19 protein-coding genes and 1 pseudogene are annotated in these 26,575 nt (G+C 62.8%); 9 read left to right on the top strand and 11 right to left on the bottom strand.

Translation table 11 applies throughout. The features are described from left to right. The first annotated feature begins 11 nt into the window (after positions 1-11). The 3 genes from ACVWZT_RS05405 (at position 12) to ACVWZT_RS05415 (ending at position 2,880) form a co-directional block, all read left to right on the top strand. Complete coding sequence (locus tag ACVWZT_RS05405; RefSeq protein ID WP_457468485.1) at positions 12-1,865, top strand: Lnb N-terminal periplasmic domain-containing protein; 1,854 nt, start codon at positions 12-14, stop codon at positions 1,863-1,865. Positions 1,866-1,959: 94 nt separating this feature from the next. Further along, positions 1,960-2,316: a hypothetical protein gene (locus ACVWZT_RS05410; RefSeq protein WP_296231878.1), complete on the top strand. Its 357-nt coding sequence runs from the start codon at positions 1,960-1,962 to the stop codon at positions 2,314-2,316. 66 nt (positions 2,317-2,382) lie between these two features. Beyond that, positions 2,383-2,880, top strand: coding sequence for a GreA/GreB family elongation factor (locus tag ACVWZT_RS05415; RefSeq protein ID WP_457468487.1), 498 nt, complete (start codon positions 2,383-2,385; stop codon positions 2,878-2,880). A 137-nt stretch (positions 2,881-3,017) separates the two neighbouring features. On the opposite strand, the gene gdhA is transcribed toward ACVWZT_RS05415, so the two are convergent. The 3 genes from gdhA to ACVWZT_RS05430 form a co-directional block, all read right to left on the bottom strand. Continuing rightward, the gene (gene gdhA / locus ACVWZT_RS05420) at positions 3,018-4,358 is read right to left on the bottom strand and encodes an NADP-specific glutamate dehydrogenase (protein WP_296231882.1); all 1,341 of its coding nucleotides are present in this window, start codon (positions 4,356-4,358) and stop codon (positions 3,018-3,020) included. A 217-nt stretch (positions 4,359-4,575) separates the two neighbouring features. After that, positions 4,576-6,243 carry an energy-dependent translational throttle protein EttA gene (gene ettA / locus ACVWZT_RS05425; RefSeq protein WP_296231883.1) on the bottom strand — a complete coding sequence of 556 codons (1,668 nt, stop codon included), beginning with the start codon at positions 6,241-6,243 and terminating at the stop codon, positions 4,576-4,578. Between the two features lie 231 nt (positions 6,244-6,474). Further along, positions 6,475-6,873 (bottom strand): hypothetical protein, encoded by a 399-nt coding sequence (locus ACVWZT_RS05430; protein ID WP_457468489.1) that lies wholly within the window; start codon positions 6,871-6,873, stop codon positions 6,475-6,477. A gap of 249 nt (positions 6,874-7,122) precedes the next feature. Between ACVWZT_RS05430 and ACVWZT_RS05435 the strand changes: the two genes are divergently transcribed. The 3 genes from ACVWZT_RS05435 (at position 7,123) to ACVWZT_RS05445 (ending at position 13,536) form a co-directional block, all read left to right on the top strand. Next, a complete protein-coding gene (locus ACVWZT_RS05435) occupies positions 7,123-10,953 on the top strand; it encodes a sensor domain-containing protein (RefSeq protein ID WP_457468491.1) in 3,831 nt (1,276 codons plus the stop codon). A 231-nt stretch (positions 10,954-11,184) separates the two neighbouring features. After that, positions 11,185-12,438, top strand: a complete 1,254-nt coding sequence (glyA, locus tag ACVWZT_RS05440) for a serine hydroxymethyltransferase (RefSeq protein ID WP_023382412.1) — start codon at positions 11,185-11,187, stop codon at positions 12,436-12,438. A 150-nt stretch (positions 12,439-12,588) separates the two neighbouring features. Continuing rightward, positions 12,589-13,536 (top strand): arsenic resistance protein, encoded by a 948-nt coding sequence (locus ACVWZT_RS05445; RefSeq protein ID WP_457468493.1) that lies wholly within the window; start codon positions 12,589-12,591, stop codon positions 13,534-13,536. A 313-nt stretch (positions 13,537-13,849) separates the two neighbouring features. Here ACVWZT_RS05445 and ACVWZT_RS05450 read toward each other — a convergent pair whose 3' ends face one another. After that, a complete protein-coding gene (locus ACVWZT_RS05450) occupies positions 13,850-14,734 on the bottom strand; it encodes a homocysteine S-methyltransferase family protein (protein ID WP_457472023.1) in 885 nt (294 codons plus the stop codon). 118 nt (positions 14,735-14,852) lie between these two features. On the opposite strand from ACVWZT_RS05450, the gene ACVWZT_RS05455 reads away from it, so the two are divergent. Together ACVWZT_RS05455 and ACVWZT_RS05460 are read left to right on the top strand one after the other, a co-directional pair. After that, positions 14,853-15,674 carry an ABC transporter substrate-binding protein gene (locus ACVWZT_RS05455; protein WP_296231891.1) on the top strand — a complete coding sequence of 274 codons (822 nt, stop codon included), beginning with the start codon at positions 14,853-14,855 and terminating at the stop codon, positions 15,672-15,674. Then, entirely contained in the window at positions 15,671-16,492 is an 822-nt protein-coding gene (locus ACVWZT_RS05460; RefSeq protein WP_457468496.1) for an amino acid ABC transporter permease, read from the top strand. The genes ACVWZT_RS05455 and ACVWZT_RS05460 overlap by 4 nt, the downstream gene beginning before the upstream one ends. A gap of 58 nt (positions 16,493-16,550) precedes the next feature. Here the strand turns inward: ACVWZT_RS05460 and ACVWZT_RS05465 are convergent, their stop codons facing one another. The 3 genes from ACVWZT_RS05465 to ACVWZT_RS05475 form a co-directional block, all read right to left on the bottom strand. Continuing rightward, positions 16,551-17,480: a malate dehydrogenase gene (locus ACVWZT_RS05465; protein ID WP_457468497.1), complete on the bottom strand. Its 930-nt coding sequence runs from the start codon at positions 17,478-17,480 to the stop codon at positions 16,551-16,553. A 319-nt stretch (positions 17,481-17,799) separates the two neighbouring features. Continuing rightward, positions 17,800-18,534 (bottom strand): TraX family protein, encoded by a 735-nt coding sequence (locus ACVWZT_RS05470; RefSeq protein WP_457468499.1) that lies wholly within the window; start codon positions 18,532-18,534, stop codon positions 17,800-17,802. Next, positions 18,531-18,971, bottom strand: coding sequence for a YqaA family protein (locus ACVWZT_RS05475; RefSeq protein WP_457468500.1), 441 nt, complete (start codon positions 18,969-18,971; stop codon positions 18,531-18,533). Before ACVWZT_RS05475 ends, ACVWZT_RS05470 begins: the two co-directional genes overlap by 4 nt. A gap of 288 nt (positions 18,972-19,259) precedes the next feature. Between ACVWZT_RS05475 and chrA the strand changes: the two are divergent. Continuing rightward, positions 19,260-20,630 (top strand): annotated as a pseudogene (gene chrA / locus ACVWZT_RS05480) (chromate efflux transporter). Positions 20,631-20,721: 91 nt separating this feature from the next. On the opposite strand, the gene ACVWZT_RS05485 reads toward chrA, so the two are convergent. From ACVWZT_RS05485 to ACVWZT_RS05500, 4 genes are all read right to left on the bottom strand, one after another. After that, entirely contained in the window at positions 20,722-22,512 is a 1,791-nt protein-coding gene (locus ACVWZT_RS05485; protein WP_457468501.1) for an MOSC domain-containing protein, read from the bottom strand. A gap of 174 nt (positions 22,513-22,686) precedes the next feature. Then, positions 22,687-24,177, bottom strand: a complete 1,491-nt coding sequence (locus ACVWZT_RS05490; RefSeq protein WP_457468502.1) for an aldehyde dehydrogenase — start codon at positions 24,175-24,177, stop codon at positions 22,687-22,689. A gap of 13 nt (positions 24,178-24,190) precedes the next feature. After that, positions 24,191-25,084 carry a dihydrodipicolinate synthase family protein gene (locus ACVWZT_RS05495; RefSeq protein ID WP_457468504.1) on the bottom strand — a complete coding sequence of 298 codons (894 nt, stop codon included), beginning with the start codon at positions 25,082-25,084 and terminating at the stop codon, positions 24,191-24,193. Between the two features lie 65 nt (positions 25,085-25,149). Continuing rightward, positions 25,150-26,478 (bottom strand): MFS transporter, encoded by a 1,329-nt coding sequence (locus ACVWZT_RS05500; protein WP_457472025.1) that lies wholly within the window; start codon positions 26,476-26,478, stop codon positions 25,150-25,152. Positions 26,479-26,575: the final 97 nt, after the last annotated feature.

A 26,575-nucleotide genomic window follows, 5' to 3' on the forward strand; every position in this document is an offset into this window, starting at 1 on the left:
AGTTGCCCGACATGCTCAAACGCCTCGCTTCCTTGGCGCTGTGTGCCTGCGCCCCTGTACATGCCGCACCACTGCTGGACCACGGCCGTCTCCAGCAACTGGCCAATACCCCTTACTGGATTGCCCTGGGCCATTACGAAACCGCCAAGCTTGGTGGCTGGCGCAGCTATGTGGACGATGACGCGTTCTTTCTTGCCCAGGACGGCGCGCACCATCCCGACGACGAGCTGCAAGCCACGGTCGAAGCGCTGTACGCCCCGGCCAGCCTCGGCGACCAGCACGCCCAGTGCCGGTTCCCGGCGCGCACCCGCTGGCTGCGCGAACAGCTCGACCTGCAAGACTTGCCACAGCCGGCCTGCCAGGAATTCAACGGCTGGTACCAGTCGGTCGACCCACACAGCGCGGCGCTGATCTTCCCGGCGGCCTACCTGAACAGCCCGTCCTCGATGTTCGGCCATACCTTGCTGCGCATCGACCAGTCGAAAACCCGCAGCGACGACACCACCCTGCTGAGCTACGCGATCAACTTCGGCGCCTATATCGAAGGCAGCGACAACAGCATCCTGTATGCATGGAAAGGCCTCATGGGCGGCTATCCGGGCCTGTTCGCGCTGATGCCCTACCAGGAAAAGCTCTCCGAGTACCGCAGCCTGGAAAACCGCGACCTGTGGGAATACCAGCTGGACCTGACGCCAGAAGAGACCGGGCGCATGGTCGAGCATGTGTGGGAGCTGAAGCAGATCCAGTTCGACTACTTCTTCTTCGACGAAAACTGCTCGTATCGCCTGCTGGAGCTGCTGCAGGTCGCCCGACCGAGCCTGGACCTGACCTCACAGTTCCCGCTGACCGCCATCCCCACCGACACGGTGAAGGCAGTGCGCCAGTCCGGCCTGGTCTCCAGCGTGAAATATCGCCCTTCGCGCGAGCGCGAGTTGCTGGCCCGGGCCGAACCGCTGGACCATCAGGAAAAGCAGCAAGTGCTGGCCATCAGTGCCGACACCGCACAATTGCAGAACCCTGAATTCACCGCCCTGCCCCGCCCGCGCCAGGCACTGGTGCAGGATGCCGCGTATCGCCTGGAACGTTACCGCGCCAACGGCCAGGAACGCGACGCTGGCCAGGCCCGGCGCAGCTTCGAGCTGCTGCAGGCGATCAACCGCAACCCGCCACCGGCGCTGGATATCGAGCGCCCGGGGCTGCCCGAGGACGGGCACGATTCGCGCACCTGGCAACTGGGCGCAGGCACCCGTGAGCACCGCGCCTATGCCGAGTATGGCCTGCGCATGGCTTACCACGACCTCAATGACAACGCCTATGGCTTCCCGCTGGGGGCGCAGATCGAGATCCTGCAATTGAAGGTACGCCAGTACGAAGGCAACGACTGGCAGGTACAGCGCCTGGACCTGGCCACCATCCGCTCGCTGACCCCGCGCAACGAGTTGCTCAAGCCGTGGTCGTGGCAGGTAGCCGGCGGGTTGGAACGAGTGCCGGGCAAGCATGATGACGAAGTGCTGGTGAGTCATGTGAATGGCGGAGCCGGTGGCACCTGGCAGCTGGCGGACGGGTTGCTGGGCTTTGCCCTGGGCACGCTGCGGGTCGAGCACCACAATGACTTTGCCCAGTTCATCGCCCCGGCGGCGGGGTTCAGCGGCGGGCTGCTATGGCGCAACGGGCTCGGCAACATGACGCTCGAGGCCAAGGGCGACTATTTCAGCAATGGCGAGGTTCGACGCAGCGTGAGCCTGAACCAGCAGTGGGAAATCAGCCAGAACCTGGGGCTGCGTCTGAGCGCTTCGCGCGAGTTCAGTCACCTGGCGACGGCGCAGAACGAGGTGATGCTGGAACTGAAGTGGTACCACTATTGATTGTGAACCAACCGACTCTTTGACACTGTTTTGACAGCTCCCCGACAAACCGCCACCTAGACTTTCCGGTATTCCTCCGAAGGTCCAGGTGGTCATGTCGCGGTATTGGTCGGGCTTGTGCATTGCCTTGTTGCTGGCGGGTTGCGAAACGACCCGTGAACAGATGGTCGCCCGCGGTTATCCCCCGGCGTTCGCCGACGGCTATGAGGATGGCTGCAGCAGCGGTCGCCAGGCGACCGGGCTGATGGTCGGTGACTTTCGCAAGGATGTGCAACGCTACCTGCATGAGCGTCAGTACGAAGCGGGTTGGGACGACGGCTTCCGCCAGTGCCAGGCGATGCAGAACAGTGAGCAACAGCGCCAGTACCAAGAGCGTTTCCGGGACCAGCGCGACCGTGACTGGGAACAGGAAAAGGATCGCGGCGCTGCCAAGGCTTATCGCCACGATTGAGTCGCAATCGGACATCCCTTGAAACCCGTAGCCTGCCATGATGGTCTCCTGCACAAGGAGGTAGCCATGAGCCGAGCATTCGTCAACGAAGACCAGACCGCCGCCCAGGCCGACCAGCCCGTGGAGCGACGGGTCAGCGAACAACCCAACTACGTGACCGCCAGTGGCCTGCGCCAGTTGCAGGACCGCGTGGCCGAGCTGAATGCCCTGCGCAGCGAGCTGCAGGCGCTAGGTGAGCATGGTGACAAGCAGCGCCTGGCCGATACCGAGCGCGATCTGCGCTATTTCAACACGCGGCTGCAGAGCGCCCAGGTGGTACCGGCGGCGACGTCGCGGAGCAAGGTGCAGATCGGTAGCCGGGTGCGGTTTGTCGATGCCCAGGACCAGGAGCATGTGGTGCGGCTGGTGGGTGAGGACGAGGCAGATGCGGGGCGCGGGCTGATCAACTGGGGCTCGCCGCTGGGGCGGACATTGCTCGGGGCCGGGCCTGGCGATGAAGTGCTGTGGCGACGGCCGGCGGGAGAGCAGGTGATCGAGATAGTTGATATCGAGGTTGAGGACTGAAGGGCAGGGGCTGCTTTGCAGCCCATCGCGGCGCAAGGCCGCTCCTACAGCGGCCCGCGACCACCTGATTGACGCGGCGCTTGTAGCAGCGGCCTTGCGTCGCGAAAGGGCCGCAAAGCGGCCCCGGCACGCTCGAATCAGACCACGCCTTGCGCCAGCATCGCATCCGCCACTTTCACGAAACCGGCGATGTTCGCGCCCTTCACATAGTTGATCCGGCCATCGGCCTCTTCACCGTAGTGCACGCACGCATGGTGGATCGACTGCATGATGTTGTGCAGCTTGCTGTCCACCTCGCCGGCGGTCCACAGCAAGCGCATGGCATTCTGCGACATCTCCAGCCCCGACACGGCCACACCGCCGGCGTTGGAGGCCTTGCCCGGCGCATACAGGATGCCGGCTTCCAGGAAGATATCCACAGCCGCGAGGGTGGTCGGCATGTTGGCGCCTTCCGCTACGCAGATACAGCCATTGCGCAGCAGGGTGCGCGCGTCTTCGGCGTCCAGCTCGTTCTGCGTGGCGCACGGCAGGGCGATGTCGCACGGCAGGTCCCATGGGGTCTGGCCCTGGCGGAACTCCAGGCCGAACTGGGCGGCCAGCTCGCTGATGCGGCCACGCTTGACGTTCTTCAGCGCCATGACCGCCTCCCATTGGGCGTCGGTCAGGCCGGCCTCGGCATACAGGGTGCCTTCGGAATCGGACAGCGAGATGACCTTGCCGCCCAGGTCCATGACCTTGCGCGCGGCATACTGGGCCACGTTGCCCGAGCCGGAAATTGCCACTCGGCAACCATCGATGCGCTTGTCCTGGCGCTTGAGCATTTCCTCGGCGAAGTACACGCAACCGTAGCCGGTGGCTTCCGGGCGGATCAGGCTGCCGCCGTAAGTCATGCCCTTGCCGGTCAGCACCGAGGTGAACTGGTTGGCCAGGCGCTTGTACTGGCCGAACATGAAGCCGATTTCGCGAGCCCCCACGCCAATGTCACCGGCCGGTACGTCCAGGTCAGCGCCGATGTGGCGGTACAGCTCGCTCATGAACGCCTGGCAGAAGCGCATCACTTCAGCGTCGCTCTTGCCTTTCGGGTCGAAGTCCGAGCCGCCTTTGCCGCCGCCCATGGGCAGCGAGGTGAGTGAGTTCTTGAACACCTGTTCGAACGCCAGGAACTTGAGCACGCCGAGGTTGACCGAGGGGTGGAAGCGCAGGCCGCCCTTGTACGGGCCGATGGCGCTGCTCATCTGGATGCGGTAGCCGCGGTTGACCTGCACCTTGCCCTGGTCATCGACCCAGGACACGCGGAACAGCACGGCGCGCTCCGGCTCGACCATGCGCTCGAGAATGCCGGCTTGCAGGTAATGCGGGTTGGCTTCCAGGAACGGCCACAGGCTGCGCAGCACTTCTTCCACCGCCTGGTGAAATTCGGGCTGGGCCGGGTCGCGTTGCTTCAGGCGTGCGAGGAAATTGTCGACAGATTCGATCATGGTAGACGTCTCACCCAGGATTGGACTTATTGGTTTTTCAGCGAATGTACCAAGAAGCAATCGCACCGGAACAGGGCGAAATGTCGTTTATTTGAAATTATTTGGTGCGTTTTATGTAACTGTATACAAAACGCTTCGCCAGAGCCCCTTGACCACCTTCCAACAGGCACAAAAATGGGGCCACGCAGGGCCCCATTCTTGTGCAGCAGAATCCGGCTTACTGGGCCAGCTTCTTGTGCCGGACTCGGTGTGGCTGGGCAGCGGCATCGCCCAGGCGCTTCTTGCGGTCGGCTTCGTACTCGGTGTAGTTGCCTTCGAAGAACACCACGTTCGAGTCGTCTTCGTACGCCAGGATGTGGGTAGCCACACGGTCCAGGAACCAACGGTCGTGGGAGATCACGATCGCGGCGCCCGGGAAGTCCAGCAGGGCTTCTTCCAGCGAACGCAGGGTTTCGACGTCGAGGTCGTTGGACGGTTCGTCGAGCAGCAGGACGTTGCCGCCCTCCTTCAGGGTCAGGGCCAGGTGCAGGCGGCCACGCTCACCACCGGACAGGTCCTTGACGAACTTCTGCTGGTCGCCACCCTTGAAGTTGAAGCGGCCCACATAGGTACGCGACGGGATCTCGTAGTTGCCGATGCGGATCATGTCGGAACCGTCGGAAATCTGCTGGAATACGGTCTTGCTGCCGTCCAGGTCTTCACGGCTCTGGTCGACGCAGGCCAACTGCACGGTTTCACCGATCTCGATACTGCCCGAGTCCGGCTGCTCCTTGCCCATCAGCATGCGGAACAGGGTCGACTTACCGGCACCGTTACCACCGATCACACCGACGATGGCGCCCTTCGGCATGGAGAACGACAGGTTGTCGATCAGCACGCGGTCGCCGTAGCCCTTGGTGACGTTCTTGAATTCGATGACCTTGTCACCCAGGCGCGGACCGGCCGGGATGTAGATCTCGTTGGTTTCGCTGCGCTTCTGGAATTCCTGCGACTGCATTTCCTCGAAGCGCTGCAGACGGGCCTTGGATTTGGACTGGCGGGCCTTGGCGCCTTTGCGCACCCACTCCAGTTCCTCTTTCATGGCCTTTTCATGAGCGCTCTGCTGCTTCGATTCCTGCGCCAGGCGCTCGGACTTGGCTTCCAGCCAGCCCGAGTAGTTGCCTTCGTAAGGGATACCGGCGCCGCGGTCCAGTTCCAGGATCCAGCCGGCGACGTTGTCGAGGAAGTAACGGTCGTGGGTAATCGCTACCACGGTGCCCGGGAAATCGTGCAGGAAACGCTCCAGCCACGCCACCGAATCGGCATCCAGGTGGTTGGTCGGTTCGTCCAGCAGCAGCATGTCGGGGGCCGACAGCAGCAGGCGGCACAGGGCCACACGGCGCTTTTCACCACCAGACAGGTGCTCGATGCGCGCATCCCAGGCCGGCAGGCGCAGGGCGTCAGCGGCAACGTCCAGCTGGCGCTCGAGGTTGTGGCCATCGGCGGCCTGCAGGATGGCCTCGAGCTTGGCCTGCTCGGCGGCCAGCTTGTCGAAGTCGGCATCCGGTTCGGCATAGGCCGCGTAGACCTCGTCCAGGCGTGCCTGGGCGTCCTTGATGACGCTGACCGCTTCCTCGACCACCTCACGTACCGACTTGTTCGGGTCCAGTTGTGGTTCCTGCGGCAGGTAGCCAACGTTGATGTCGGGCATCGGACGGGCTTCGCCGTCGAATTCCTTGTCGACGCCCGCCATGATCCGCAGCAGGGTCGATTTACCGGCGCCGTTCAGGCCGAGCACGCCGATCTTGGCGCCCGGGAAGAACGACAGGGAAATATTCTTGAGAATTTCCCGCTTCGGCGGCACGACCTTGCTCAGCCGATGCATGGTGTAGACGTATTGAGCCAAAACCAAGCCCTCTAATCAGATAGATAAAGACATCGACGATCGCCCCGGCACGCTGGCCAGGGGGATGTGTTTACGGGGTGTCATTGAACAAAGTCGACCATTCTACGCCAACGCGCAGCGTTGCACAGGAGGGGCCGATGGTGGGGTGATCCCCCGGGGGAGGATGGTTGCCGGTACCGGCCCCTTCGCGGGAGAGCCCGTGACGGGGCCGGTACAGCAGCCAAAGATGGCTCAGACGTGACGCTGCTTGGCCTTGCCGCGTGGCAGGCGGCAACGGTCGCCCTGCTCGGCCAGGCGCGCGGCCCAGGCTGCCTTTACACTGAAGCCACCGGCACGGGCCGGCTGTTGCGCCACCTTCGACAGTTGGGCAGCAGGCACGTTGACCACCTTGGTGGCCGGCTTGCTGACCGCGGCTACGGCAAATGCCGGCTCTGCTGCCGCCTTGGCGGTCTTGCGCAGTTCAGCCAGCGACGGGCTCTTGCTCTTGGCGGCTGTGGCCACCTCAGGTTTGCTCAGCGAACGCTGGCAGGATTTGCACGATACGTCCTCGGTCACGGCAGTGCTGACAAGGGTCTGACTGCTGCGCCCGCAGGCGGAATCGAGGCCATTGGTGGAAAAGTGAGTAACCAAAACCGAACATCTCCGATGCGTTGTCATGTGAAGCGGGCGCTATTCTCGCACAGCTCGCAGGGGCTTGCCGAACCACCTGGGCAGGCACCATCGGTCACATTGGCTGGCACTTTGCCATAATCCTAGGCATGCTAGCCCGTTTCGGGTGTCCGGCCTTATAGTGCGCCACTGCGGTCTGGCAACCAGACACCGGCACATACCGTGCATCATTAACCCCTGCCATCGCCAGCCCAATCGCAGGATCAACGCTTGACCAATCTTACTCATCCGCCGTCATTGCGTTCCGTGCCAAAAGCGCCTGCGGGCTCCCTGCGCGGGTCGATCAAGGGTGCGCTGGCGCTGCTGGCCCTGATCCTGCTGGGCTTGCTGGCGTGGCAACTGTTCGCCCAGTTCAGCCATACCCAGGCCGACCTGCGCAAGAAAACCCTGGAAGGCACCGCCGAACTGGCCGACCACCTGAGCCTGAACCTGGCGTTCAAGGCGCAGCAGGCCGTGAATGTGCTCCAGCCCTACGCCAATGTACCGGCGCTGAAAGCCTTGCCCGCCGTGCTGGCCAGCCTGCGCGGGCAGCTGCCGGACCTGCAGGGCCTGGCCTGGCTGGATGCTGCCGGGCAGGTGCAGGCCGACAGCCTTGCCGGCAGCCCTGACCGCCAGTTGATTGACGAATTGCTGAAGCTGGGCCAGGGCCGCCCGTATTTCTTCAGCAACTCGCCCGACAACAGCACCATCTACCTGCTACTGCGCCAGGCCGCCGGCGAGAACCGCGGCTACTGGTTGTTGCGCCTGGCGCCAGCGTACTACCGCCCCCTGGTCACCTACCTGGATGGCCCTGGCCGGCCGCTATGGCTGCTGGAAAACAGCCGCAGCGGCGAGATACTGCAACGCCATGCGCCAACCCCGACCAGCGACACGGCACCGCAGAGCGTGATGCTGGCCTTCATCGACAACAGCACCTGGCAACTGCGCGGCCTGTTCGACGCCAGGTTGGCGCGCCAGACGCTGCTTCCCGCGCTGCTGGGCAAATGCCTGCTGGTGCTGTTCTGCGCAATGTTGCCGGTGCTGGCGCTGCTCAACATGCGCCGTCGCCAACGGGCGCTGCATGAAGACCGTCGACGCTACCAGGAAATCTTCGAAGGTACCGGCGTGGCCTTGTGCGTGCTCGACCTGTCCAGCCTGCCCGGCCAACTCGACCGCTACCACCTGCGCAACCGCACCGCGCTCAAGCACAGCCTGGCCCTCGACCCGAACCTGCGCCGCTCGCTGCTGCTGGAGCTGAAGATCACCGAGATCAACCAGGTGGCACGCCAGTTGTTGAACATCGAGTGCCACCAGGGGGCATGGCAGCGCCTGATCGAAGGCAGCGGCGACGGTCGCGACAGCGTGGGCATGCAGCTGATCGATGCGCTGATCGAGCAACGCCCGTCGCTGGAACTGGAAGTGCGCCTGGCGGCCCCGCTGGGCGGCGAGCTGCACCTGTGGCTGATGGCCCGCTTGCCGCAACAGCGCAATGATTACCAGGCAGTGATCCTCAGCATCAGCGACATCACCAGCCGCAAGCAGGTGGAGCTGTCGCTGCTGGAGCGTGAGAGTTTCTGGTCGGACGTCGTGCGCACCGTGCCCGACCAGCTGTACGTGCAAGATGTGCTCAGCCAGCGGATGATCTTCAGCAACCGTCATCTCGGCCAGACCCTGGGCTACGACCGTACCGAGCTGGCGCAGATGGGCGACCGCTTCTGGGAGTTGCTGCTGCACCCCGAAGACGCCACGCACTACCAGGCGCTGCGCCAACAACAGCGCGACAGCGGCCATGACCAGCCACTGCACTGCCAGCTGCGCTTCCGCCACCGCGATGGCGGCTGGCGCTGCTACGACATTCGCGAACAGGTGCTGACCCGTGACGCCGATGGCCAAGTCACACGCATAATCGGCGTGGGCAAGGACGTGACGGTACAGATCGAGGCCAGCCAGTCGCTGCGCGACAGCGAGCAGCGCTATCGCATGCTCGCCGAAAGCATCAGCGACGTGATCTTCTCCACCGACAACCGGCTCCAGCTCAACTACGTCAGCCCCTCGGTGCAGAACGTGCTGGGCTACCAGGCCGACTGGATCTTCACCAACGGCTGGCAGTCGATCATCGCCAACCCGGCCCAGCTCACCGGCATCTACAGCCTGATGGAGCGTGTCAGCAAGGCCATGGGCGACCCCGCGCAGCTGGCCCTGCTGCGCAGCCAGTTGCCGACCCAGCTGTTCCTGTTCGACTGCCTGCGCGCCGATGGTCGCAAGATCCCCATCGAATTGCGCCTGGTGCTGGTGTGGGACGATGACCAGCACTTCGAAGGCGTGCTCGGGGTGGGCCGCGACATCAGCCAGCAACGCCGCGCCGAAAAAGACCTGCGCATGGCTGCGACGGTATTCGAGCACTCGACCTCGGCCATTATCATCACTGACCCGGCCGGCTATATCGTCCAGGCCAACGAGGCGTTCAGCCGCGTCAGTGGCTACGCCGTCAGCGAGGTGCTCGACCAGCTGCCGGGCATGCTCACCGTCGACGAGCAGCAGGAAGGCCACCTGCGCTATGTGGTCAAGCAGCTGCACCAGCGCGGCAGCTGGGAAGGTGAAGTGTGGCTCAAGCGCCGTGACGGCGACCATTACCCGGCCTGGGTCGGCATCACTGCGGTGCTCGACGACGAGGGCGACCTGGCCAGCTACGTGTGCTTCTTCACCGACATCAGCGAGCGCAAGGCCAGCGAACAGCGCATTCACCGCCTGGCCTACTACGATGCCCTCACCCACCTGCCTAACCGCACGCTGTTCCAGGACCGCCTGTACAACGCCCTGCAGCAGGCCGAGCGGCAGAAGGCCTGGGTGGTGCTGATGTTCCTCGACCTGGACCGCTTCAAGCCGATCAACGACTCCCTCGGCCACGCCGCCGGCGACCGCATGCTCAAGGACATGGCCCAGCGCCTGCTGGCCTGCGTGGATGACGACGATACCGTGGCGCGCATGGGCGGCGACGAGTTCACCCTGCTGCTGCAACCGCGCGCTACCCGCGAGATGGCGCTCAACCGCGCGATTCATGTGGCCGAGAACATCCTCGCCAGCCTGGTGCGGCCGTTCGTGCTGGAGAACCGCGAGTTCTTCGTCACCGCCAGTGTCGGCATCGCCCTCAGCCCACAGGACGGCAGCGAACTGAGCCAGCTGATGAAAAACGCCGACACCGCCATGTACCACGCCAAGGAACGCGGCAAGAACAACTTCCAGTTCTACCAGGCCGAGATGAACGCCAGCGCCCTGGAGCGCCTGGAACTGGAAAGCGACCTGCGCCACGCCATGGAGCAGAACGAGTTCATCCTCTACTACCAACCGCAGTTCAGCGGCGACGGCAAGCGCCTGACCGGCGCCGAAGCCCTGCTGCGCTGGCGCCACCCGACTCGCGGCCTGGTGCCGCCGGGCGACTTCATCCCGGTGATCGAGGAACTGGGCCTGGTGGTCGACGTGGGCGACTGGGTGCTGCGTGAAGCCAGCCGCCAGCTCAATGCCTGGCACAAGGCCAAGGTGCGCGTGCCGAAGGTTTCGGTGAACATTTCCGCACGGCAGTTTTCCGACGGCCAGCTGGGTACGCGCATCGCCAGGGTCCTGGAAGAAACCGGCCTGCCACCGGCGTGTCTGGAGCTGGAACTGACTGAAAGCATCCTGATGCGCGAGGTGAATGAAGCACTGCAGATTCTGGCCGGCCTGAAAAACCTTGGCCTGAGCATTGCGGTGGACGATTTCGGCACCGGCTACTCGTCGCTGAACTACCTCAAGCAGTTCCCCATCGACGTGCTGAAGATCGACCGCACCTTCGTCGACGGCCTGCCGGAAGGCGAGCAGGATGCACAGATTGCCCGGGCAATCATCGCCATGGCCCACAGCCTCAACCTGGCAGTGATCGCCGAAGGCGTGGAAACCCACGAGCAACTGGAATTCCTCCGCGAGCATGGCTGTGACGAGGTGCAGGGCTACCTGTTCGGGCGGCCGATGCCAGCGCATCAGTTCGAGGCGCAGTTCGCCAACGAGACGTTGTTCATGTTCAACTGAGCCGCCCTCTCCCGGCATACCCGGGCACTTGCAGAAGCGGACCGTGCCGCGCCTGGGCGCCTGGGCCTGAAAACGGACCTGAGAGTCAACTCCGACCCCCGCCCAGCCCAGACACGGCGCGGGATACAACATGAAGCCCATTGGTCCGCGACTTGATGCCACTTCATATGCCAGCGGCGAATCAATCGGTTAGAATGCCCCCCCAATTCACCCCGATCCTTGAGGACCGCCATGTTCAGCCGTGATTTGACCATTGCCAAGTACGACGCCGAGCTCTTCGAAGCCATGCAGCAAGAAGCTCTGCGCCAGGAAGAGCATATCGAGCTGATCGCTTCGGAAAACTACACCAGCCCGGCAGTCATGGAAGCTCAGGGCTCGGTCCTGACCAACAAGTACGCCGAAGGCTACCCGGGCAAGCGCTACTACGGCGGTTGCGAGTACGTCGACGTCGTCGAGCAACTGGCCATCGACCGAGCCAAGCAACTGTTCGGCGCCGACTACGCCAACGTTCAACCGCACGCCGGCTCCCAGGCCAACGCCGCTGTCTACCTGGCCCTGCTGTCAGCCGGTGACACCATCCTGGGCATGAGCCTGGCCCACGGTGGCCACCTGACCCACGGTGCTTCGGTCAGCTCCTCGGGCAAGCTGTACAACGCCATCCAGTACGGCATCGATGCCAACGGCCTGATCGACTACGACGAAGTCGAGCGCCTGGCTGTCGAGCACAAGCCGAAGATGATCGTTGCCGGCTTCTCGGCCTACTCGCAGGTTCTGGACTTCGCCCGCTTCCGCGCCATTGCCGACAAGGTCGGAGCCTACCTGTTCGTCGACATGGCCCACGTTGCCGGCCTGGTTGCCGCTGGCGTATATCCGAACCCAGTGCCGTTCGCCGATGTGGTCACCACCACCACCCACAAGACCCTGCGCGGCCCGCGCGGCGGCCTGATCCTCGCTCGCAAGAACGAAGAGATCGAGAAGAAGCTGAACTCCGCCGTCTTCCCGGGCGCCCAGGGCGGCCCGCTGGAGCACGTCATCGCGGCCAAGGCCATCTGCTTCAAGGAAGCCCTGCAGCCTGAGTTCAAGGCTTACCAGCAGCAGGTGGTGAAGAACGCCCAGGCCATGGCCAGCGTGTTCATCGAGCGTGGTTTCGACGTGGTTTCCGGTGGCACCCAGAACCACCTGTTCCTGCTGTCGCTGATCAAGCAGGAAATCTCCGGTAAGGATGCTGACGCCGCACTGGGCAAAGCCTTCATCACCGTGAACAAGAACTCGGTACCGAATGACCCACGTTCCCCATTCGTCACCTCGGGCCTGCGTTTCGGCACCCCGGCCGTGACCACCCGTGGTTTCAAGGAAGCCGAGTGCCGCGAGCTGGCTGGCTGGATCTGCGACATCCTGGCTGACCTGAACAACGAAGCGGTCATCGACGCCGTACGTGAGAAGGTCAAGGCCATCTGCAAGAAGCTGCCGGTCTACGGCAACTGATTGGCGATTGCCTGACAGCAAAAAGCCCGGCCCAGTGCCGGGCTTTTTCGTTTTCGCACTGGCGCCGCACCTACAATAAAGCGCGACACCCCGCTGTTGGCGCGTATTACCCTGTATGCCTTTTTTCAGCCAGCAACCACAGGCCGTACCTTGACCAGAGAGCAACTCGAAACCCGGCAGATCCCGATCTATTTCGTCGCCGTACTCGCCGCCGTCGCCTTCGGCCTGCTGGCCAGCGACACCGCTGGCCATTTGCAAGCCCTGATCACGCCTGCCATCGCCGTGCTGATGTATACGATGTTCCTGCAGATTCCCTTCCTCGACCTGCGCCAAGGCCTGGGTAACCGCCGCTTCATCGCCGCCCTGCTGCTGGCCAACTTCATTCTTGTGCCGCTGCTGGTCTGGGCCATCACCCGCGGGCTGGGCGACCAGCCGGCAATCCTCGTCGGCGCACTGCTGGTGCTGCTGACCCCGTGCATCGACTATGTGGTGGTGTTCACCCACATCGGCAAAGGCGATGCACGCCTGACCCTGGCCGCCACACCTGTGCTGTTGCTGGCGCAACTGGCGCTGCTGCCGCTGTACCTGGCGCTGCTGCTGGGTGACAACGTGCCGCTCGCCATCACCCCGTTCGTGGAGGCCTTCGTGGTGCTGATCGTGCTACCGCTGGCGCTGGCCGTACTCACCAGCGCCGGCGCCCGTCGCTCACGCATGGTCGCAGCGTGGAAAAGCGCCTGGGCATGGCTGCCGGTACCGGCGATGGCTTTGGTGCTGATGGTGGTGATCGCTTCGCAGATCACCGTGGTGTTCGATGACTTCGAGCGTTTGCTGCCTGTGATTCCGGTATACCTGGGTTTCATGCTTGCGGCACCGGGGCTCGGCATGCTCGCGGCGCGCCTGTTGCGCCTGCCGGCCAGCGAAGCACGCGCGGTAACCTTCAGCGCCGCCACGCGCAACTCGCTGGTGGTGCTACCGCTGGCGTTGGCGTTGCCGGACGAGATGCGCGGGTTGGCAGCGGCAGCCGTGATTACCCAGACATTGATCGAGCTGCTGAGCGAGCTCGCCTACGTACGGGTTGTACCACGGCTGGTGCGCTGACGCCGCGGGTATCGGCCACCGCCGGTCACATGCGCTCGCTACCAGACACGCTGCACCTCGGCCAGCTAGCCCTCCCCCAGGTCGACGCCGACACCGGCCCGCGCCGGTTTGGCACAGCCCTGCAACCAGGGGTCGTACACCTCGTTGCCCCAGGTCGAAGTGCCGGTAGGCGGCGATCTACAGCTGCACCCGGGTCAACTGGTCCTTGCCTACCCTGGCTTCAGCCATCAGCCTGTCGATCTGGGGCCTGAGTGGCATTTCTTTAATGGCTGGGGCCAGGCGGGTGCGGCAGCCGTCCGGCCCCTTCATGGCTTCACAGCAGATTGCGCTTCAGCTCGGCAATGTGCTCCGGGCCGATGCCACAGCAGCCACCGACCATGCTGGCACCACGCTTGCGCCAGTCCGCAGCCCAGGCCAGGTAACCGGGCGGGTCGAGGTCTTCGCGCAGCTCATCCAGGCCATCATTGGCGGTGGCTTCCTTCGGTTGCGGCGGGAAGGCGTTGGCGTAGGCGCCGATGGCCACGTCAGCGTTGTGTCGCTCGATCAGCGAGCGCGCCACATCCACTGCAGCGCCGATGACCTCGGGCTGGCTGCAGTTGAACAGCACGGCCGCCGCCCCCAGGCCAACCACAGCTTCGATGGCCTCGGCCACCGGCTCGCCGGAACGCAGGCGCGGGGTTTCGTCCACGTCCTCGTCCTGCAAGGTGAACGATACCCAGAACGGCTTGCCGTCTTCCGGCAAGTGGGCGTGGATAGCCCGTACTTCGGCAACCGAGCTCTGGGTTTCGGCCAGCCACAGGTCGACATGCGGAGCCAGGCCCTGCAACAGCGGCGACAGCACTTCCTCGACGCGCTCGGGCTGGAACAGGTCCGGGCGGTAGGAGCCGAACAGCGGCGGCAGCGAACCTGCAACCTTGACCGGGTGCGCGCCAACATCGGCCGCGTGCCGCGCCAGCTGCCCTGCGATATTGGCCAGCTGGCGCCCTTCCTTGGCAAAACGCTCCTCGCCAATGTGGAAAGGCACTACCGCATAACTGTTGCTGGTAATGACCTGGGCACCTGCGGCGATGAATGCGGCGTGAACGCCAACCACCGCTTCGGGCGCCTCGCTCAGCGCCAGGGCCGACCATTCAGGCTGGCGAAACGGCGCCCCACTGCGCTGCAGTTCACGGCCCATGCCACCGTCGAGAATCACCATCGCTCGCTGTTTCATATAACTACTCTGCAGGTTCTTATGAATTAAATTCATTATGTGAGTTTGGTTTATAACTATTAAATACACTTTCTCCTCATTGGCCAACATTTCAGGTATGTACATGCGTTTTTCTACTGTGCTCGGTACGGGCCTCGTGCTGCTCGCGGCTGCTTCCCAGGCTTTTGCTGGCGCCACGCTGGAGCGGGTTGAATCGCGCAAGGAACTGGTCAACGTGCTGATGGAAAGCTACCCGCCATTCTCCTTCGTCAACGAGCAGAACCAGCTGGCTGGCTTCGACGTGGATGTGGCCAAGGCCGTGGCAGACAAGCTGGGCGTCAAGCTGCGCCTGGAGACCCCGTCGTGGGACGTGATCGCCGCTGGCCGCTGGAGTGGCCGCTATGACATCTGCATCTGCTCGATGACCCCAAGCAAGGCCCGCGCCGAAGTGTTCGACTTCCCGGTGGAGTACTACGCCTCGCCTGCAGTGATCGTGGTCAACGCCAAGGATGAGCGCATCCACGGTGCGAAGGACCTGGACGGCCGCAAGGTCGGCCTGACCAGTGCATCGAGCTACGAGAGCTACCTGAACAAGAACCTGGTGATCGAAGGCAAGGAAGAGCAGAAGATCGACTACCCCTTCGACTTCGTGCAGATCGCGCCGTACGACACCGACAACGTCGCCTTCCAGGACCTGGGCCTGGGCGCCGGCGTGCGCCTGGACGCCATCCTCACCAACCTGGTGACCGCGCAGCCGCGCCTGGACCAGGACAAGCGCTTCAAGCTGGCCGGCGCCCCGCTGTACGAAGAGCCGAACTCGGTGGCCATCGAAAAAGGCGACCCCGAGTGGGATGCCAAGGTACGCCAGGTGTTTGCCGAGCTGAAGGCTGATGGCACCCTGGCCAAGCTGTCGCAGAAATGGATCGGCGCCGATATCAGCAAATGAGCACTTTCCCCCCGCCCCTCAAGCCCGTGGTGAAAACCACGGGTGCCAGCCTGTTAGGCTTTCGTACCCGCTTGCTGTTGACCTGGTTGGCGCTGTTCGGCCTGTTCGTCGCGTTTTTCCTCAGCTTCGACCTGAAGTTCTCGATCGTCCTGGAGAAGTTCCCCAACCTTGCCGGTTTCAAGCTGGGGCCCAACGGCTTTCTCCAGGGTGCGGCGCTGACCCTGTTCCTGTGCCTGTGTTCGATGCTGGCGTCGGTGCTGTTCGGCTTTGCCGCGGCCTTGGCGCGCTTGTCGAACAGTGCGGTGCTGGTGGGCATCGCCAGCTTCTACACCTCGTTCTTCCGCGGCACGCCGCTGCTGATCCAGATCCTGCTGATCTACCTGGGGCTGCCACAGCTGGGCCTGGTGCCGGGCGCCATCAGTGCCGGCATCATCGCCCTGTCGCTGAACTACGGCGCCTACCTGAGCGAGATCTTCCGCGCCGGCATCCTCGGTGTCGCCCGCGGGCAGCGTGAAGCGGCGCTGGCGCTGGGCATGCGCACGCCACAGATCTTCTGGCACATCGTCCTGCCCCAGGCCATGCGCGTGATCATTCCACCGACGGCCAACCAGTTCATCTCGATGCTCAAGGACTCGTCGCTGATCTCGGTGATGGGCGTCTGGGAGGTGATGTTCCTGGCGCAGTCGTACGGGCGCTCGAGCTATCGCTACCTGGAGATGCTGACCACGGCAGCAGTCATCTACTGGATGCTGTCGATACTGCTGGAACTGGTGCAGGCGCGGCTGGAGCGGCATTTTGGCCGGGCTTACCAGCGCTGAGGGCAAGGCTCGGTAGGCAGCTTGTTGTGAGAGCGGGTGCGCCCGCTCCCACAGAGAGTCACAGCGCTTTCATTTCGGCGATATCCCGCGCCACCTGATCGGCCGACTGGTCGAACATCGCCTGCTCCTGCGTATCCAACGGCAGCTCGATCACCCGCGCCAGCCCCTCCTCTGCCAGTACGCAAGGCACGCCCATGGCAATATCCTTGCGCCCATACTCGCCCTGCAGAATCGCCACTGCCGGCAAGATGCGGTTTCGCCCGTTGGCGATCGCATCCACCATCTGCGCAATGGCCACACCCGGCGCATCACAGGCGCTGCCCAGTTTCTTCAAGCCAAGGATCTCGCCGCCACCTTTGCGCGTGCGCTCGACGATCTGCTCGATCTGCTCACCGGACAGCAAGTGCGACAACGGCACCGAGCCGATCTGGCAGTAGCGCATCAGCGGCACCATGCTGTCGCCATGCCCGCCCAGCACCAGCGCGGTGATATCGCGGGCCGAGAAACCGGTCTGCTCGGCGATGAAGCACTTCATCCGCGCGGTATCCAGCACACCGGCCTGGCCGAACACCTTGTTGCGCCCTTGCCCGCTGAGGCTCCAGGCGCGGTAGGTGAGCACGTCGACCGGGTTGGACACTACCAGCACTGTAGCCGCCGGCGCATGATGCTTGATGTCCGCCATGATGCCGTCGAGGATGGGCAGGTTGGTCGCGAGTACATCCTGACGCGACTGGCCCGGCTTGCGTGGCACGCCTGCGGTGATCACCACCAGCTCGGAACCCTGCAACAACTCGGCGTGGCCGCCACCATGCACGCGGGTATCGGAACCTGATTCGACTGCCGCTTGCCACACGTCCAGCGCCTTGCCCTTGGCCATTTCACCCTGCACGTCCATCAGCACCAGTTCACGGCACAGCTCGTCCCGGGCAATGATCTGCGCCGCCGCCTCGCCGACAATGCCGGCGCCTACGATTGACAGTTTGTTCACCTGACACCTCCCAGCGGCGCGCGCCACCAGGAACACGCCTGCATATAGAGATGAAGTATTGCCTGCCGGGGCTGAATGGCCAGTGGCGGGACGATGCACGGTAGTGACGACTGACCAGCTCAGCGCGCTCCAGCCAGCGCAGGGGCTTGCTCAACATGCGCTGGGGAGTGCCTATCATCTGCCGCTCGATGTCGGCGCGGTGCATCGTGCCGTATACCCCTGACGAACGCAGAGTCCCCAACGACCAGCAATTGCCCAGGCCGAGGCGTGGCCGACAGCCGGCGCGTTCAATGAGCGGCCTGCGATTCAGTGATAAGCGCTACAACAGCTGGCGAATGCCCGACAGCGCCAGCAGGTGACCGGGGTAGAACCAGTAGCTCCACTGCGTGACGGGCCAGACCTTGAACGGCAGGCGGGCCCGGAACAGGGCCAACCCAAGCAGCGGCGCCAGGGCTGCGGTCAGCAGCGCCAGGATCGCGAATGGCTCAAGCTGCGCAGCCCGCTCGAAGAGGTCGGTTCGCGTGTTGATCAGCACGCACAAGGCGACCGGGATGACCAGAAACCGCTCGGGGCGCTTGATTGCCAGCACCAGGGCCGCAGGGAGCAATACTCCGTAAAAACCGTACATCAATGGTTCGCTCAACACATAGCCCGCCACCATCGCAGCTCCCGCCACCAGCAGGCTTTCGAGGGTGCGGTGCTGCACTCCCCAAGCGACCATGAGGCCCAGCGCCAGGGTGACCAGCACGTTGAAGGTTCCCGAACTGCCGGCCAGCCGGTAAGGCACTTCGGAAAGCGCAGCGAACAGCAGCAGAAGTGCGAGGTAGCGACCGTTGCTGCGGGTGAACAACTCGCCTTGCGGGTTTCGCGAGACATTGATCGCCACTGCCAGGCAGAACAAGGGAAAGGACAGGCGGCCGAGCACGAACAGGCCAGCGGTCGCTGGCCAGGCCAACCGCATGTGGTCGAGCACCATGGTGACCAGGGCGATCCACTTGATCAGGTCCTGGCCGGTGTGCCGCGCTGCCACCGGGCAAACGGGGTCCGGCGTCATGGCATGCCTCCAAGCACCACAAGCGTCAGCGCCAGGTAACGCCCGCCCTTGGCCAGGATGACCAGCAGCAGGAACCGCCAGAACGGTTCGCGCATGACCCCGGCCACCAGGGTGATCGGATCGCCGATCAGCGGCACCCAGCTCAGCAGCAGTGACCAGTATCCGTAGCGCCGGTACATGGCCTGCGCCTTCTCCAGCTTGGCCTCGCTGACCGGGAACCAGCGCTTGTGGCGGAAATGTTCGACGCCCCGGCCAAGCACCCAGTTCACCACTGAGCCAAGCACGTTGCCGGCAGTGGCCACCGCGACCAGTAGCACCGCCAGGTAGTGCCCGGACACCAGCATCGCGACCAGCGCCGCTTCCGATTGCATGGGCAACACGGTTGCCGCTGCAAACGCGGCCAGGAACAGCCCGAGGTAGCTGGTGAGTTCGAACACGGCGCTACAGGTACCTGGTGATCTGCTTGCATTTGAGGAGCGGCCGATTGCTGTTGGGGCTCGGCCAGCGGGACGTTTCGCTGGCGATGCTAGCCCCCCTTGGGGAGAGGGTCAACGCGACATGGCCTGTACTTGCCTGAGGAGGCAACCAACCTTCCGAGGGACCGGGTATAGAGCGTATCCTCGCAAACTTGTGAGAAAGCAATGGCAATCACAGCCAACTGACTACAGTTGCCGGGGGCATCTTCGATGGGCTGCTGACGGCTTTCGCAAGTAAGGAAATCGAAAATGGTTGATAGCCCCTCCGCCGCCAGCGAACAGTCAAAGCCGCACGCCGCCTTGCGGCCGGTCGGCCTGTTCGAGGCCTTCCTGTTCTGGCTCAAGCTGGGTTTCATCAGTTTTGGCGGGCCCGCCGGGCAGATTTCGATCATGCACCAGGAGCTGGTGGAGCGCCGCCGCTGGATCAGCGAAAAGCGTTTCCTGCATGCGCTGAACTACTGCATGCTGCTGCCCGGCCCCGAGGCCCAGCAGCTCGCCACGTACATCGGCTGGCTGATGCACCGCACCTGGGGCGGCGTGATTGCCGGCGCGTTGTTCGTGCTGCCTTCACTGTTCATCCTGATTGGCTTGTCCTGGGTCTACATCGTCTTCGGCGATGTGCCGGTGGTGGCTGGTCTCTTCTATGGCATCAAGCCGGCGGTCACCGCCATCGTCGTTCACGCGGCCCACCGGATCGGCTCGCGGGCGCTGAAGAACGCCTGGCTGTGGGCCATGGCCGCGGCCTCGTTCGTGGCCATCTTCGCGCTCAACGTGCCATTCCCGCTGATCGTGCTGGCCGCCGCGCTGATCGGCTATGCAGGCGGCCGCTTTGCCCCGGACAAGTTCGTGATCGGTGGTGGCCATGGCGCAGCGGAGAACAGCTATGGCCCGGCGCTGATCGATGACGACACACCGACGCCCGAACATGCCCGTTTCAGCTGGGGTCACCTGCTGCGCCTGCTGCTGGTCGGTGCTGCGCTGTGGTGCCTGCCCATGGCGCTGCTGACCCTGACGTTTGGCTGGGGTGCGACCCTGACCCAGATGGGCTGGTTCTTTACCAAGGCGGCGCTGTTGACCTTTGGCGGGGCCTACGCCGTGTTGCCCTATGTCTACCAGGGCGCAGTCGGGCATTACGGCTGGCTGTCACCGGCGCAGATGATCGACGGGCTCGCCCTGGGTGAAACCACGCCAGGGCCACTGATCATGGTGGTGGCTTTCGTCGGTTTCGTTGGGGGTTAACTGCACCCGATGTTTGGCGCGGAACACCCGTTCCTCGCTGGCGCGGTCGCGGCCAGCCTGGTCACCTGGTTCACCTTCCTGCCGTCGTTCCTGTTCATTCTGGGCGGTGGGCCGCTGGTGGAATCGACGCATAACGAGGTGAAGTTCACTGCGCCGCTGACCGGGATTACGGCGGCGGTGGTCGGGGTGATCCTGAACCTGGCGATGTTCTTCGGCTATCACGTGCTTTGGCCGAAGGGGTTCGCTGGCGCGTTCGACTGGCCTTCGGCAGTGATTGCGGTTGCGGCGGCGGTGGCCTTGTTCCGCTTCAAGCGGGGGGTGATACAGGTGCTGTTTGGCTGTGCCGTGCTTGGCCTGGTGGTGCATTTGCTGCGGGCTTGAAAGCAGGGGCGATTCACAATGGGAATCCCCGCAGCAACGCGACACCCGGGTCATTCTGCAACCTGCCGAATCGATCCGGCAGTTTTCACCTTCAACAGTCTAATGTGACGTCACTTGCAGGTACTGCTGCGCATAAGTAGGCATAGCCATCATTTGTCACTGGTGAATCAGTGAGATTCTGAATTTTTCCCTCCAACACCGCGCACCCGCAGGTTTGACATAACCCGGCACGGCAATGGGCCGGTAGTACGAGCCCTTTGGCTTCTGCGAAGCTGAGGAGGGGGCCGTCCGAAGGATGCCAAGTCGCCGAAAGGCCTGTTCTGCTAAAAGTGACGGTGAATGGACCACATTCAGGAATTTTGCGCATCTCAACTGGACTATCGGGGGTTGCGAAGCTGTCCATGTGCAGCCGATCGGCAGCGTCCGCCTGAATCACGCTGTTGTGTACCTGCCTCTGAAAGCCTTCAGGCCCGCAAACATGGATGGCAGCTCCACTATCGGCAGCATCGGTAACCAACGCGGATAGGTCCGGCCTGTATTTGATCGCGCCTTCAATGCCCCTCTTCCCCTGGGTCACATGCAAAGCGATAGAACCTTGGCTCAGCTGCCCAACCAGCTTGGTAACCTCATTCCACAGCGCTAAATCGTCGCTGCATTTCACGGTATGCACGACACGCACAGGATGCGGGTAACCCGCTTCCACGAGTGCTCTAAGCTTGGTGATCGTAGGGGTTATGCCTATCCCCGCGGTAAGAAAGAGATTAGCTGGAGCGTCCAGACTGAAGGTATCTGGGCCGCAAGGTCCTGTCAGATGCAGACGCTGCCCTGTTTCTAAAGCATGAATAGCTTGGGAGCCGGCACCCCTCCCCTGCTTCACCGTGATTCGTAACCGATCGTCCTTGATACCTGACACGGTGTAGCGACGCCACGTGCCATCTACGGCCAGGTGATGCACTGCAACATGCTGCCCAGCCACAAAGCTCTCCAGCGAGCCAAGCATGGCCAGGGGATCTCGGAGCCATACTGAGCGAATGCCCGGTGCTTCCTCAAAAATCTCAACGACTTCTGCAGGACGCGGCCAGGAAACCAACGCAGGTGCCCTGGGAACCTTGGCAGCTATTGCCAGCCGTTCGCTGTAATGCGCCTGCGTCGCTGCAATCCTATCGTTAGGTAATAGCGTTCCTGCTTGCTCGACCTGTGCATAGACACCGCAATACATGTGACCGAAATGTCGGTTCAGTTGGGCGGGAATGTTCATGTCCAGATCGCCCGTCTGCGGGTTTACCGAGGTCGCGCGACAGCGCTTGATTGGCCGGATAATCGAGAGACGGGACTGACCAAAATCTACACCTTTACCAAGCCATCCGAATTCCGAGAAGGGTTCCGCATCGATATAGATGTTGCCGCGAAAACGCATGGGGTCGATCGTTACGCCCATTAGCGTAGACAGCGCCTGTACTGTCCTGACATTGATGATGGACAGTGCCGAGTCATCAAAATCCCAATGGCCGAGACAATCGTTTCGATCAACGACGCGTGCTTGTGCACCAAAGAATTCGGCCAGTAGTTCTGGATCGGTCAGCAAGTCTCCACGAGGCACCGGCTGCCTTTCATGGAGCGTCGCTGCGCCGAGGCTTTTGCCAGGTAGAAAATGAACAAGCGCCGGATTGGTCGTGAGCTGCTGATAGGGGGCGGCGCCAGCAGCCGCTCCACTTCGTGTAATGGCTACCGCACGGTCGCCTGGAAAACCTTTACCGTATTCCAGCGAGACACTGTCGAGCTTTTCACCTGCGAAGCCCTTTATTGGATAGCGGAACAGCGAAACGACGTGAGCCATCTGACATGCCCTATTCACAAGTTCGTAGGAATTACTTGAAGCCATGCGTGACCTGACGGCGCCGAATCGCTGGATGCATGCAATGCCGGTCATCCATTCGCTCGCCACTGATGCAAAAAAAGCCACTGCCCGGAGGGGCAGTGGCCGGGTCCGCACCGAACTCCGTCAGAACAGCGCGGGATCAGGACGCAGGCGATTGCACCACCCGCGTCCTACCAGTCACGAAGCGTTGATCCAGATGGTCTTCAGCTCCGTGTACTGATCATGAGCCCAGATGGACTTGTCGCGCCCACCGAAGCCAGATTCCTTGTAGCCACCGAACGGCGTGGTCACATCGCCCTCGCCGAAACAGTTGACCGTGACGACACCGGCGCGGATTTCTCGCGACAGGCGCAGTGCATTGCGCAGGCTGCCGGTATAGGCCGAAGCGGCCAGGCCATAGACGGTGTCGTTGGCCAGCTCGATCGCCTCATCGATGGTCTCGAAGCTGGTCACGCTCAGCACCGGGCCAAAGATTTCCTCGACAAACAGCTTGTTGTCGCGATCAACGTTGTCGACGATGGTCGGCTGCACGAACACGCCTTCCTCGGTTTCGCCGCCCTGAACGATGCTGAGTTTCTGCTCGGCAGCGTATTCCAGGTACGACTTCACCTTCTCGAAGTGCGCCTTGCTGACCATGGCGCCCAGGCGGTTGTCCGGGTCGAGCGGGTCGCCCAGCTTCCAGTCCTTCAGGTGCTTGGCGATCAGACCCAGCAGCTGGTCCTTTACGTCCTTGTGCACGATCAGGCGCGAGGAAGCAGAGCAGTTCTCACCCATGTTCCAAAATGCACCGGCGGTGACGTACTGGGCCACTTCGTCGAGGTCTTCGCAGTCGTTCATGACCACGGCTGGGTTCTTGCCCCCCAGTTCCAGGACGATGCGCTTGAGGTTGGACTCGGCGGCATACTTGAGGAACAGGCGGCCGGTGTCGGTCGAGCCAGTGAAGCTGACCATCGGGATGTCCATGTGGCGGCCGATGGCCTCGCCCACTTCACGGCCACCGCCTGGTACCAGGTTGAATACGCCTGCGGGAATACCAGCCTCGTGGGCCAGTTCGGCCACGCGCAGGGCGCTGAGGGTGGTTTCCTTCGCTGGTTTGACCACGATCGAGCAACCGGCGGCCAGCGACGGGGCGATCTTCCAGGCCAGCATCAGCAGCGGGAAGTTCCACGGCAGCACCAGGCCGACCACGCCGATGGCTTCACGCACCACCATGGTCACAGCGGCATTGCCGGTCGGGGCAGTGGCGTCGTAGATCTTGTCGATCAGCTCGGCATGCCAGCGGATAGTATGGATGGTTTCCGGCACGTCGACGGTCTGGCACTCGCTGACCGGCTTGCCGCTGTCCAGCGCTTCCAGTACCGCCAGCTCGTGGGCGTTGTCTTCGAGCAGTTGGGCGAACTTCTGCAACACGTGCTTGCGGTCGTTCGGCTGCATCTTCGACCAGGTGCCCGCTTCGAAAACGCGCTTGGCTGCAGCCACGGCAACGTTGACGTCGTTGACGTCGCAGGCGGCGACCTCAGCCAGCTGCTTGCCGGTGGCCGGGTTGGTGGTGACGAAGGTGCGGCCTGAGATGGCATCGCGGAATTCACCGTCGATGAACGCCTGGGTGCGCAATTGCAGGTCGGCGGCGATGGCCGCGTATTGTTCCTTGCTCAGCAATTCAGCCATTTTCACAACCTCCTTACTTGATCTGGGCGATGGTGGCCTTCAGTTCACTGACCACGCGCTGCAGTTCCTGCTTCTCGGCAGCGTCGAGGTCGTACAGCGGCTTGCGTACGCCGCCGGTGCTCAGGCCATTGAGGGCGCAGCCGTACTTGATCGACTGGACGAACTTGCCACCTTCGAGGAAGTCCATCAGCGGCATCATGGCGGCCATGATCTTGCGGCCTTTGTCGAAGTTCTTCTCGACCACGCAGGCCTCGTACAGGGCCACGTGCTCGCGCGGGATGAAGTTGGAGCCGGCGCAAACCCAGCTCTTGGCGCCCCAGGCGAAGAACTCCAGGGCCTGATCGTCCCAGCCGCACGACAGCTGGATGTACGGGCGCTTGATGGCCAGGCGATGGAGCTGGGCCATGTCACCGGAGCTTTCCTTGATGGCAATGATGTTGTTCACGTCGGCGACGGCGTCGAAGAACTCCTCGCCCATGCTCACGCTCATGCGGCCTGGGTAGTTGTAGAGCATGATCGGCAGGCCGGCGGCAGCGTCGACTGCTTTGACGTGCAGGGCAATTTCCTGCTGGGTCGGCAGCGCATACGGCGGGGTACCGACCAGCAGCGCATCGGCCTTGATTTCCTTGGCATGCTGGGCGAAGGCCACGGCGTCTTCGGTGCGAATGCCACCGGTACCAACGATCAGCGGCAGGCGGCCATTGAGCACGTCCTTGGCCTGGGCGGCCAGTTCGATGCGCTCTTGAGTGGTGTGAGCATAGTATTCACCGGTCGAGCCGCCGATGATCACACCGTGAATCTTCGACTCGACCAGATACTCGAGCACTTCGGCGAAGGCCGCTTTGTCGATCGAGCCGTCCGCTGCCAATGGAGTGATTGCCGGGGTGTAGATGCCTTCAAATTTCACGGTAGGTTCTCCAGGGATACAAGTGAAAGCCGCGACGCTGCGCGCCGCGACAGCTGTGGTTCAAATCAGGCGAGCGAGGCGGCCTGTTGCAGATTCATCGATCGGGTTTCGGGTGCCAGCGCGAAGGAGAACGCCAGGCCGACGAAGGTCACTGCCGCGGCGGCATACATGGTTGCGCCGATTCCGTAGGTATCGAGGGCAATCGGCACCAACCAGGTACCGACCGCAGCGCCGACGCGCGACATGGAGGTGCCCACACCCACCGCGCCAGCGCGGATTTCGGTAGGGAAAAGTTCATTGGGGTAAACAAGCTGCAGCACTTGGGCACCGCCAATGAACAGTGCATAAGCGCCGAACAAGGCCAGGATCAGCATTTCCGAACCGTGACTGAATGCGCCCAGGCCCAGCAGCGCCAGCCCCGACCACAGGAAGCTGTGCAGCAGCGTGGTACGCCGGCCAAGGCCGTTGATCAGGCGTGTAGCAATGATGCAGCCGACCACGAACAGGCAAGTGATTGCGACGGAGCCGATCGACGCCCACTCGCCTTTGAGGTTGAGCGCGCCGAGCACCTTCGGGGCGAAGGCATAGACGGCGAACACTGGAATGACCGAGCACGTCCAGAACATGGTGACGAACAACATGCGCTTGCCGTAGCCGGAATGCAGCAGGCTGAGGAATGACAGTTTTCGCGTTTTTGGCTCTTCTGGCAGGTTGCGCAGCGAGAAATCATTGCCATATACACGCTTGATAACCTGCTCAGCCTCGGCGCTGCGGCCCTTGCTGATAAGCCAGCGTGGCGACTCAGGGGTACCCAGGCGCAACATGAACAACACGCTACCAACTACTGCTGCGCTGGCCAGGACCATGCGCCATGCATCATCACCGCCGTGGTGAAGAATCGCTTCCCCGACCATGTAGGCCATGGCCGCACCTGCGAACCACAGCACAGTGAGGGTGGCCAGGCGGGGCCCCCGGTTCTTCTTGGGCAGGAACTCTACCAGCAGCGAAGTGGCTACCGGATATTCGATGCCGACCGCGATGCCAATGGCAAAGCGCAACAAGAACAGTGCTAGCGCCGATTCGACCCAGAACTGCGCGACGGATGACAGAACGAACAGGGTGGGGCCGACGAAGAAAACGCGTTTGCGACCAAAACGATCGGTCAACCACCCGCCGAAGAAGCCGCCGAAAAAAATGCCGATCAACGCCGAGGCGGCGATCATGCCCTGCCAGAAACTGGACAGGCCAAGCCCGACGGACATTTGCGCCATGGCTACGCCAATGATGCTAAGCACATAACCGTCAACGAACGATCCACCGCCAGAGCGTACCGTCAGAAACTGATGAAACCGATTAATAGGGACGTCTTCGATTGATACATTGGAATTTGTCATTGTTTTCTCCTGCCACGACCAAAGTGCAGCCTGTTTGAGGACGAACGACTCCGCGAAGCTGAAAATCGTATTCAGCTCCGTGTTGTCGAAGTGCGCT

Source organism: Pseudomonas sp. TE21394 (genome assembly GCF_054057835.1).